General features: G+C 44.0%; 11 protein-coding genes. 5 read left to right on the forward strand and 6 right to left on the reverse strand.

What is annotated here, in order from left to right:
* The first annotated feature begins 52 nt into the window (after window positions 1-52).
* Together D0C36_RS23640 and D0C36_RS23645 are read left to right on the forward strand one after the other, a co-directional pair.
* A complete protein-coding gene (locus tag D0C36_RS23640) occupies window positions 53-1,690 on the forward strand; it encodes an ABC-F family ATP-binding cassette domain-containing protein (protein WP_199502127.1) in 1,638 nt (545 codons plus the stop codon).
* A complete protein-coding gene (locus D0C36_RS23645) occupies window positions 1,690-2,277 on the forward strand; it encodes a TetR/AcrR family transcriptional regulator (protein WP_117394209.1) in 588 nt (195 codons plus the stop codon). Before D0C36_RS23640 ends, D0C36_RS23645 begins: the two co-directional genes overlap by 1 nt.
* 49 nt (window positions 2,278-2,326) lie before the next feature.
* Here the strand turns inward: D0C36_RS23645 and D0C36_RS23650 are convergent, their stop codons facing one another.
* The 4 genes from D0C36_RS23650 to D0C36_RS23665 all read right to left on the reverse strand — a co-directional run bounded on the left by D0C36_RS23650 (window position 2,327) and on the right by D0C36_RS23665 (window position 4,869).
* Complete coding sequence (locus D0C36_RS23650) at window positions 2,327-2,785, reverse strand: organic hydroperoxide resistance protein (protein ID WP_117394210.1); 459 nt, start codon at window positions 2,783-2,785, stop codon at window positions 2,327-2,329.
* 36 nt (window positions 2,786-2,821) lie between these two features.
* The gene (locus tag D0C36_RS23655; protein WP_117394211.1) at window positions 2,822-3,868 is read right to left on the reverse strand and encodes an alpha/beta fold hydrolase; all 1,047 of its coding nucleotides are present in this window, start codon (window positions 3,866-3,868) and stop codon (window positions 2,822-2,824) included.
* 39 nt (window positions 3,869-3,907) lie between these two features.
* Window positions 3,908-4,330, reverse strand: coding sequence for a DoxX family protein (locus D0C36_RS23660; protein ID WP_117394212.1), 423 nt, complete (start codon window positions 4,328-4,330; stop codon window positions 3,908-3,910).
* A gap of 173 nt (window positions 4,331-4,503) precedes the next feature.
* Window positions 4,504-4,869, reverse strand: coding sequence for a winged helix-turn-helix transcriptional regulator (locus D0C36_RS23665; RefSeq protein WP_117394219.1), 366 nt, complete (start codon window positions 4,867-4,869; stop codon window positions 4,504-4,506).
* A 76-nt stretch (window positions 4,870-4,945) separates the two neighbouring features.
* On the opposite strand from D0C36_RS23665, the gene D0C36_RS23670 reads away from it, so the two are divergent.
* Window positions 4,946-5,686, forward strand: coding sequence for an SDR family oxidoreductase (locus tag D0C36_RS23670; RefSeq protein WP_117394213.1), 741 nt, complete (start codon window positions 4,946-4,948; stop codon window positions 5,684-5,686).
* A 130-nt stretch (window positions 5,687-5,816) separates the two neighbouring features.
* On the opposite strand, the gene D0C36_RS23675 is transcribed toward D0C36_RS23670, so the two are convergent.
* Together D0C36_RS23675 and D0C36_RS23680 are read right to left on the reverse strand one after the other, a co-directional pair.
* The gene (locus D0C36_RS23675; RefSeq protein ID WP_117394214.1) at window positions 5,817-6,737 is read right to left on the reverse strand and encodes a helix-turn-helix domain-containing protein; all 921 of its coding nucleotides are present in this window, start codon (window positions 6,735-6,737) and stop codon (window positions 5,817-5,819) included.
* 9 nt (window positions 6,738-6,746) lie between these two features.
* Complete coding sequence (locus D0C36_RS23680) at window positions 6,747-7,556, reverse strand: SDR family oxidoreductase (RefSeq protein ID WP_117394215.1); 810 nt, start codon at window positions 7,554-7,556, stop codon at window positions 6,747-6,749.
* 284 nt (window positions 7,557-7,840) lie between these two features.
* Between D0C36_RS23680 and D0C36_RS23685 the strand changes: the two genes are divergently transcribed.
* Window positions 7,841-8,635: a DUF1223 domain-containing protein gene (locus D0C36_RS23685; RefSeq protein WP_158557190.1), complete on the forward strand. Its 795-nt coding sequence runs from the start codon at window positions 7,841-7,843 to the stop codon at window positions 8,633-8,635.
* 33 nt (window positions 8,636-8,668) lie between these two features.
* On the forward strand, window positions 8,669-9,463 hold the full coding sequence (locus tag D0C36_RS23690; RefSeq protein WP_117394217.1) for an alpha/beta fold hydrolase: 795 nt from the start codon (window positions 8,669-8,671) through the stop codon (window positions 9,461-9,463).
* Window positions 9,464-9,691: the final 228 nt, after the last annotated feature.

Raw genomic sequence — 9,691 nt, forward strand, 5'->3', positions numbered from 1 at the left:
ACTAGACAATCAAGCATATATATATTTATACTAATTTATTTAAACAATTTTGTTGAACAAAAAAGATGACATATTTTTGCGTCTTATGAGCATCATTGTCAACTCAGTAAGTTATAGTCATACTGACCGAACGCTACTCTTTCATGATATTGCATTCTCCATCAACAAGGGTGATAAAGTTGCATTGGTAGGTAATAATGGCGTAGGTAAGTCTACTTTATTGCAAATTGCAGCAGGTGTTCTTGCTCCGACAACAGGCCAGGTGATCAGCCCGGCTAAGCCATGGTATGTGCCGCAGCATTTGGGACAATATGATGAGATGACCATTGCCCAGGCTTTAGGTGTCGACCTGATATTAGCGGCTCTGAAAGCTATAACTGAGGGCAGCGTCGACATTCAACACTTTAACGAGCTGAACGATGACTGGGAGATCGAAGGTAAATTACATTCAGCTCTGGCGGAATGGCATTTGGAGCATCTATCGCCTTCACAAAGACTGCATGAATTAAGCGGCGGCGAAAAGACAAAGGTTTTTTTAGCAGGGATCACGCTTCATGACCCGGAAATCATCTTACTTGACGAACCTTCTAACCATTTAGATACAGTCAGCCGCGATCAACTTTACCGGTTGATCAGTAATAGTCGCGCAACAATGCTGGTTGTAAGCCATGACCGAGCCCTGCTTAACCTATTACCGGTAACGCTTGAGCTGAGTGCAGGAGGCGTAGAAATTTACGGCGGCAACTTTGATTTTTACCGGGCACAGAAAGTCTTAAAGTTAAACGCCCTGGAAGGTGACCTGCACGAGCAGACCAAAACAATGAAGCAAAGCCAGGCAAAAGCAAGAGAGGTTACAGAAAAAAGACAGCGGATGGAGAGCCGCGGCAAGGCAGAAGGCAAATCCGGCTCGCTGCCCCGCATTATTGCGGGTGGCCTGAAAAGCCAGGCTCAAGGCAGTACAGCAAAGGCCTTGAACGCCCAAAACGAAAAACTGGATCATATCAGCGACACCATCAGGCAAATACGCAGTCAAATTCAGCAATATCAGGTTCTCAAAATAGATATTACCTCATCAGGAATGCATGAAGGCAAGGTGTTGGTTGACGCACGGGAGATCACGTATGGATTTGACAACCATCCTTTATGGGACGCGCTGACGTTTCAAATACGTTCGGGCGACCGCATGCACATCAAAGGTGCTAATGGTGCAGGAAAGACAACTTTACTCAAGATCATTGCCGGGGTACTGCCACCAACGGACGGGCGACTAGAACGGGCAAATTTCAATTATTTGTATCTCGACCAGGATTACACCATGCTAGATACCGAGAAAAGCGTTTTTGAACAGGTACAGCACTTCAACAGCCGGCAATTGCAGGAGCATGAGCTCAGGTCGCTGTTGATATATGCCCAGTTCGATAATAATGCCTGGAACAAAAAGAGCGATGTTTTAAGTGGTGGTGAAAAGATGAAGTTGGCATTATGCTGCTTATCCGTATCGGATCATGCGCCTGATATGCTGATCCTGGATGAGCCGACCAATAACTTGGATATTAAAAGCCTGGAAGTACTGACAGCCGCCGTTAAGGATTTCGAAGGAACTTTGTTAGTGATCTCACACGACGAGTACTTTGTAAAGGAAGTTGCCGTAGATAAAATAACAGAACTTAAAAAGTACAATAAATTATAATGCCAGCAAAAGATACAGGGACCGAAGAACTTATTAGATCGACCGCAAAAAAGCTATTCTTTAAAGAAGGAAAATTACACGCTACCACGCAGGACATCGCTGATGCTGCTGGCATGAACAGGTCGGCTGTCCATTATTATTTCAGAACAAGGGATCAGTTGATCGCTTTGATCTTCGCTGAATCTATGCAAGCCTTGAGCCTGCGATTGGGAAAGGTAATGTCGGCTGAGCTACCTTTCAGGGAAAAAATACAGGGATTGATCGAAGTATTTACAAACGAAATGATGGAATACCCTTTTCAGGAAGTGTTCCTGGTTACCGAGATCAATACTGCCGGGCACGACCTGGTGACGAAAATTGATGAGGGTCCGGTATCGTCCTTTTTGAATGAAATTGAAAAAGAAATGCATTTGGGAACGATTGAAAAAACAGATCCTAAACATTTTCTGATCAACCTTTTCTCATTACTATCCTACCCAATTATGATGTCCCCCATATACCGGCAATTCTTTGGGATGAATGAACATCAATTCGATGAGCTGATCGCTGAACGCAGGGAATTGATCACGCGAACGATGTTCAAATAAAAAATGCGGAGCATTCCATTGATGCGCCGCATTTTTCTTGATCGTATGCTTATAGGGCTACATTGATCTCCACGTTGATATTCCCATTGGTAGCTTTAGAGTATGGACAGGTTTGGTGTGCAGCCTCTACCACGGTTTTCGCTTGCTCTGCTAATAAGCCGGGTAGCTTCACATTCAAGCGTGCTTGCAGATAAAAACCACCTTCGCCGGTTCCCAGGTCAACTTCTGCATCAACAGCAAGGTCTTTGGGCAGCGGTATTTGCAGGCTTAAGGCATTATGTCGCATCGCCCCGATAAAACAGGCTGACCAGCCGGCGGCAAACAACTGTTCGGGATTAGTACCATTGCCCGGCCCGCCGGGTGTGGAAAGGCTCACGTTTAAGCGGTTATCATTGCTGGTAGCATTACCTTCCCTGCCACCTGTAATATGCACTTTGGCGGTATACAGCACTTTGGTGATGGCTGTTTTGGCAGTGTTTTCACTGCTCACTACATTTTGATTTTCCATTTTATTTAAAGTTTACTTGAGTTTTCTGGTTGAATGTTATTTGGCAAGGCTATCTGCTTCAATAATTGCATTGGCAAATGCTTGCGGTGCCTCCTGCGGCAGGTTATGGCCGATGCCGCCAGTCAGGGTATGATGAATGTATTTGCCGGTAAAGCGCTTTGCATAATCTGCAGGAGCCGGGTGAGGCGCGCCGTTCGCATCGCCTTCCAATGTCACCGTGGGCACGGTAATGGCGGGCGCTAAAGCCAGTTGTTTTTCCAAGGCATCATATTTTGCTTCCCCTTTAGCAAGCCCAAGCCTCCATCTGTAATTATGAATGACAATGGCCACATGATCCGGATTATCAAAAGCTGTGGCAGAGCGATTGTAATCGGCCTCAGTAAATTTCCAATCTGGTGAAGCGGTCTGCCATATCAACTTGTTGAAGGCTTTAGTATTGGCTGCATAACCCGCTTTTCCACGTTCAGTAGAAAAATAATACTGATACCACCAGGCTTGTTCTGCTTTTGGCGGCAGGGGAGCTTTATTACCTTGCTGACTACCGATAAGATAACCACTTACTGACACCAGCGCATTAACCCGTTGAGGATATAACGCTGCAACAATATCAGCAGTTCGCGCCCCCCAGTCAAAGCCGCCAAGCGTAGCCTTTTGTATATGCAAGGCATCCATTAATGCGATCACATCTTCAGCTAATGCTGCCTGTTGCCCGTTTCGTACTGACTTTGCTGAAAGAAAGGAAGTACTACCGTAACCTCTTAAGTAAGGTACAATAACATGATATCCTAGCGCTGCGAGTATCGGCGCAACTTTCGCATAGCTGTTGATATCATATGGCCAGCCATGCAGTAAGATAACCGGTTTTCCGTTTGCCGGTCCAACTTCAGTGTAACCCACATCAAGCACACCGGCCTTGATTTGCTTGATTTTTTTGAAAGCTACATTAGAAGTATCTGCATAATTATTTTGATTAACAACAGGCTGAGCTTGTAACAGATCTGAACTGCTAAATAAGATTATGGCGATCATAATGGCCGCTGCGATCATCAAAACGCGGCGACCTGTGGTGGTAATTTCTTTCATGGCAATTGATATTGATAGTATTGTGTTGGAAGATCTTTGTTATGCTCTTTCGAAACTGTTAACCACGTGTTCTGTACCGGCTTTGGTGTAGGTAGCCGGGTAAAGTTTTCTGAACATGATGTAGGTGATGGAAATGGCAGTGAAGGCGATGATGGCATCAACAGTTGGCGCAAATCCAAGTACAGCCAGTTTGGAGAAGAAGGCAAAAGTGATATCGAAAAAGATGCCTGCAAATACCCATTCTTTCAAACGAAGGAAACGACCAGGGGTAAGCAGTACAGCTACGCCTAAAAGCTTAGCTACGCCGAGAATGTAAATGAAGTGCGGCGGGTAACCCAGCTTTACAGTGATGTCCCATACGATAGGGTTTTTAGTCAGCTCAAAGAAACCGCTTGCGCCAAACCAAAGTGAAATAAAGATGGCACCTACCCAGTAAATTGTTTTTGATGTTTTTAAGTTCATGACGTTTTGTTTTTGATTGTTGACACAAAGTTGTGGCAAATCAAACCCCGCCATGAGCAGATAATGGTTCAACCGGACATACTGAAACGCCAGTTAGACATTTACCGATCTGAGCTTAAGAAATGGGTAAAAAAGCACTTCCAAATGCAAAGGCTACCGAATCTATCTGCATATTAATCTTCCCTTAAACGTTGCCTGTGTTCCTTACCCCATTTGATCATATGTAAAATGATATCAGCAAAGGAATGGCAATAGTCGCTGGGCGAATATTCGACCGTCACCGGACTGGTTGGAGTAACCGTACGTTTCAACAATTTATTAGCTTCCATATCTTTCAGTTCGCGCGATAACATGCGGGTTGTAATCCCTGGTATGCTTCTTTCGATCTCTCTGAAGCGCCTGTTGCCATTACATATCGAATTGATGATAGGCAGTTTCCACTTGCCTCCTATTACATAAATAGTGTCCTGCAAAGCCTGGATCTCTTCCTTCTGATTCCGGGGTTCCGATAGAACCTCTTTAACTAAATGCTCATCCATATTGGTATACTCTGTGATACTGGTATCAATATTATACCAAATATAGCATACGTTTGCAGAAACAAAAAATAATATCATGAAAAATTTAGAAGGAAAGGTTGCTGTAGTAACCGGAGGCAATAGCGGTATCGGCTACGCTGCCGCAAAAGAATTAAAAGCACAAGGCGCTCAGGTGATCATCACCGGGCGCAGACAGGAAGCTGTTGAAACCGCTGCACAACAATTAGGCGTTACGGGCTTAGTGGCCGATCAAGGCAACGTTCAGGCGATCGAACAGTTAGCTGCGACAGTCGGCGAGCAATACGGTAAGGTAGATATCCTGTTCATCAATGCAGGGATAGTTGGCGGTGCTTCTATTGAAACAGCTACCGAAGATGTATTTGATCAGGTCATTAATATTAACTACAAAGGAGCTTACTTCACCCTAAGCAAATTCATTCCATTACTCAATGATGGCGCATCGGTGGTGTTCTTGTCATCAAACACAGCCAGTATGCATGGTGCCAATGCATCGGTATATTCGTCAAGCAAGGCAGCATTGAACTCCGTAATGAAAGCTGCTGCTATTGAATTGGCCCCAAGGAAGATCAGGGTCAACTCCGTAAGTCCGGGCCCAACTCAGACAGAGATCTTGAATAAATTAGGTTTGGATGAAGAAGCAAGAAAAAACCTGGATACCTGGATGCTGGAACGTGTTCCTTTAAAGCAGCTTGGTGAAGCGGATGACGTAGCTAAAATGGTTGCGTACTTTTCAAGCGATGCTGCTAAGTTCATTACCGGTGCAGAAATTGTGATGGACGGCGGGATGAGTCTTTAAATATCAGCAACTTCATCATTCATCAGTCTCTCCGGTGCTGTGCTTACTTTAAAGGGGTGCGACGGTAGTTTAATACCGAACACTTTTTATTCTTACACTTCCCGGCCTTCGAGCCGGGTTTTTTATTGAACTAATTGGTGAAAAATTGCGCTTTAAAAGCTACCGGCGTAAGCGTCGTCTTGTTCTTGAACAACTTGTTAAAGGATTGCGGATACTCGAAACCTAACTCATAGGCGATCTCCGCAACAGAAAGCTTCGTGTTGGTCAAATACTCTTTCGCCTTGTCGATCACTTTTTGATGAATATGCTGCTGAGCGCTCTGCCCCGTTAAAGATCGCAGCATATCGCTTAAGTAACGCGGTGATAAGTTAAGCTGATCTGCCAGATATTCTACGGTAGGCAAACCACTTTGCAAACCCTGACGGCTGTCCAGATAAAGCGTAAGCATCGTTTCCAGTTTGGTAAGCAGATCATGATTAACAGCTTTGCGGGTAACAAATTGCCGTTTATAAAAACGGTTGCCGTAGTTCAGCAATACCTCTAAATAAGAAACGAGCAGATCCTGGCTAAAATCGTCGATGTTATTGGTGAGTTCCTGGCCGATGTTTTCCAGCACCGATACAATAGTCTCCTTCTCTTTTTCCGATAAGTGCAGCGCTTCATTAGTATCGTAAGAGAAGAAACCATATTTACTGATACTGGTACCCAGCTGATATCCGCGCAAAAAGTCAGGATGAATTAGCAGAGAAAGCCCATAGTATTCCGTATCCTTATCAATGGCTAAAAGCTGATGAGGTGCAGTAAAGATCATACCGCCCTCATCAAAGTCGTAATAGCCCTGGCCATAACCGATCCTGCCGTTCAGCGATTGCTTGTAAGAGATCTTGTAAAAGTCCAGGATCAAGGTTTCCGGGAAACGTTCCCTCTCAATATTCAACTTGGTATTATCTACCAAACTGATCAGCGGATGGGCAGGACCGGGCAGGCCAACCAGCCGGTGTAGTTCCGTGATGCTATGGATCGTTACAGGTGGCTGATTGGACTTTTTCATGTTGCTAATTTAAAACTTTCCGTCGCCAAAAACCATGCTTCCGAGTTCCTTGCGAAAGGCTTCCGCGCCAATTGCATTTCTTCTTTCATACAACCGTTTAGCGTCTTCGCCAGCCACGTAGCGTATTTGGTCTTTACCATCTGTTGCCGCTTCATAAACCACGTCAGCGATGTCTTCTGCAGAAGACAGGTTATCCTCTACGAATAAACCAAACACTTTTTGCATAGCTGCTTCATAAGCCGGATGAGTTACCGGATCAAGGGAACGGCCGATAAAGTCCGTTTTAATCCCACCTGGGGCTACGGTTTTAACCCCGATATTGAACAGGCCTAACTCGAATGACAAACTTTCACTCCAGCCTTCTAATGCCCATTTTGTGGCGTGATAAATTGAGTTTAAGGGAAAAGTTAAAAAGCCGCCCATAGAAGTGGTGGTAATAAAAAGGCCATTTTGCTTTTCCCTGAAGTAAGGAATGAAGGCCCTGGTCACCTGTATGACACCCAAAAGATTGGTGTTCAGTTGACGAGCCAGTTGCTCGTTGCTTACCGCTTCCAGCGGGCCGACCAATCCGTAACCGGCGTTGTTAAATACAATATCAATATCGTATGTCGCAATAGCTTTGGCCACGGTATCGTTGATCTGTTCGGTGTTGGTTACGTCCAGCGGAAGCAGGGTGACATTTTCCAGCTGGCGCAGTTCTGTATCGTTGTCCGGATTGCGCATGGTTGCGATGACATTCCAGCCCTTCCTTTGAAATAATTTAGCGGTTACTTTCCCTAAGCCTGTTGAGGCGCCTGTGATAAAAATTGTTTTGCTCATTTTTTTAATGATTTTATAACACAAAGTTCAGCAGCAGAAACGCCATACATGTATCCGTACTGAGTTTGTAAGTATCCAAAATAACATATTGATGAAGCCATTCAACTCGTATGTTATATCACTGGATCAGGTTGTTTAAATTCACACTACCAAAACTGGTATATAGTAACTTTCACCTTCTATTTTTCGGGGTTGAGGATCAGTTGTGTCCGGTTCAGCCTTGTTTCACTCTTCCCAGCCTCTTTCTGCCCATAATTTTGAATCAAATCAAAAAGATGAGAACTATGAAGATGATAAAAATTTCAGCCATGTGCGCCGCCATTGTGCTGATGCTTACTTCAGCTGTGTATGTAAGCCGCCAGAATTCTACCAATAGCAAAGCTTTGAATTCTGATTCGAGCGAGGGTTTTGCCGTGTTAGAGTTGTTTACTTCCGAGGGCTGTTCAAGTTGCCCGCCGGCTGAAGAGCTTTTGGAACGCGTTCAAAAAGAAGCAGGCGATAAACCTGTTTATATTTTGGCCTACCATGTAGATTATTGGAACCGGTTGGGCTGGAAAGATATATTCAGCAAACCTGATTTTTCAAAAAGGCAATACTGGTACCATAACAAGTTCACCAGTCAGGTGTATACACCCCAATTAATAGTGAATGGCTCGCAGGAGTTTGTAGGTTCAGATGAAGGAGCAATTAGAAATTCGTTATCTACAGTATTAAATCAAAAAGCAAGTACTGCGTTAAACTTAAAGGCGCTACAAAAACCTCAAGGCATTAACATTCACTATCAGTTAGCCGGTCAGCCGACACAAGGTCAACTGGTTGTTGCCTTAGTACAAAAACATGCGGTAAACAAGGTTAGAGCCGGTGAAAACGAAGGTCGAACTCTTAGTCATGCTCAGCTAGTACGGGAGTTACATGCATTTTCTTTAGGCCCCCAAGGACAAGGCGACGAGACAATTGCTTTGCCGAAGGAATTTGATTCACAAAATTGGGAGCTTATCGGCTTTATACAGAACCCGGATACAGGCGAAATATTAGCCGCTGCCAAAGCATCTGTTTCTTCACCTTCTGCTATTCTCTAACTCTTGTTCAACAATTAAAACATTTATAAAATCATGAAAACATCAATTAAATTTTCAGACAATCTCCGCTTTTTAGTTTTTACCATTCTGTTTATTGCAGCACTTGTGGGCTTAGGAACCCATGTAGCGAATGCACAACCCAAGAGGATAAAAAACATTGTATTAGTGCATGGTGCCTTTGCTGACGGCTCAGGCTGGAAACCAGTTTATGATATTTTGGTAAATAAAGGATATCACGTAAGTATCGTACAAAACCCTTTAACCTCATTAAAAGCAGATGTAGATGCTACCAACAGCGTAATTGACCGTCAAGACGGAAAGGTGATTTTAGTGGGCCATTCCTGGGGTGGAACCGTAATCACAGAAGCAGGAGTAAATGAAAAGGTAGCTGCATTAGTGTACGTTGCTGCTTTTATGCCCGATAAAGGAGAGACAACAGGAAAGTGGGTAGCCGCTGCACCTGCTTCACATGATGCCGGTTTCACTACGCCTGATCAGTACGGTTATGTTTACTTCGATCCGGCTAAATTTCATGGGGGCTTTGCCGGTGACTTAACCAAAGCACAAAGCGACTTTATGAACGCTTCGCAAGTGCCAATTATTGGCAAATGCTTTGAAGAACCCGTGCATAATGTAGCCTGGAGAAGCAAGCCGAGTTATGGTATTATCGCGACACAGGATAAAGCTTTGAACCCATCCACAGAACGAGCAATGTATGAACGTGCTAAGGCTAAGATCACCGAAATTAAAGGCAGCCATGTGATTTTCATGTCGCAGCCTGAAGAAGTTGCAAAAATTATAGTAGCCGCAACAGAAAGTTTACAATAAGGATAGCCGAATATGCACCCTGCATTTACTAATATGCCCAAAAAATAGGGGTGTTGTTTTAATGGCAAAAAACTATTTTAATTGTTATATTTGAATTAGTTCTTTCAAACTCAATCAAAACAGATCAAATTATTCGGTTACCTAATCGGTTACCTTTTGATTTTTAGAAACGTCAAATTATTGATAATAAAGCCATTGCGGAAAAATAAACGGACCCGTCCATTCCGC

The organism is Mucilaginibacter conchicola (genome assembly GCF_003432115.1).
Lineage (GTDB): Bacteria > Bacteroidota > Bacteroidia > Sphingobacteriales > Sphingobacteriaceae > Mucilaginibacter > Mucilaginibacter conchicola.

Coding starts and splice junctions, on each gene's coding strand:
- D0C36_RS23685 (WP_158557190.1), top strand. CDS start 7,841: ATGAAGATGATAAAAATTTCAGCCATGTGCGCCGCCATTGTGCTGATG.
- D0C36_RS23645 (WP_117394209.1), top strand. CDS start 1,690: ATGCCAGCAAAAGATACAGGGACCGAAGAACTTATTAGATCGACCGCA.
- D0C36_RS23670 (WP_117394213.1), top strand. CDS start 4,946: ATGAAAAATTTAGAAGGAAAGGTTGCTGTAGTAACCGGAGGCAATAGC.
- D0C36_RS23650 (WP_117394210.1), bottom strand. CDS start 2,785: ATGGAAAATCAAAATGTAGTGAGCAGTGAAAACACTGCCAAAACAGCC.
- D0C36_RS23690 (WP_117394217.1), top strand. CDS start 8,669: ATGAAAACATCAATTAAATTTTCAGACAATCTCCGCTTTTTAGTTTTT.
- D0C36_RS23675 (WP_117394214.1), bottom strand. CDS start 6,737: ATGAAAAAGTCCAATCAGCCACCTGTAACGATCCATAGCATCACGGAA.
- D0C36_RS23660 (WP_117394212.1), bottom strand. CDS start 4,330: ATGAACTTAAAAACATCAAAAACAATTTACTGGGTAGGTGCCATCTTT.
- D0C36_RS23665 (WP_117394219.1), bottom strand. CDS start 4,869: ATGGATGAGCATTTAGTTAAAGAGGTTCTATCGGAACCCCGGAATCAG.
- D0C36_RS23680 (WP_117394215.1), bottom strand. CDS start 7,556: ATGAGCAAAACAATTTTTATCACAGGCGCCTCAACAGGCTTAGGGAAA.
- D0C36_RS23655 (WP_117394211.1), bottom strand. CDS start 3,868: ATGAAAGAAATTACCACCACAGGTCGCCGCGTTTTGATGATCGCAGCG.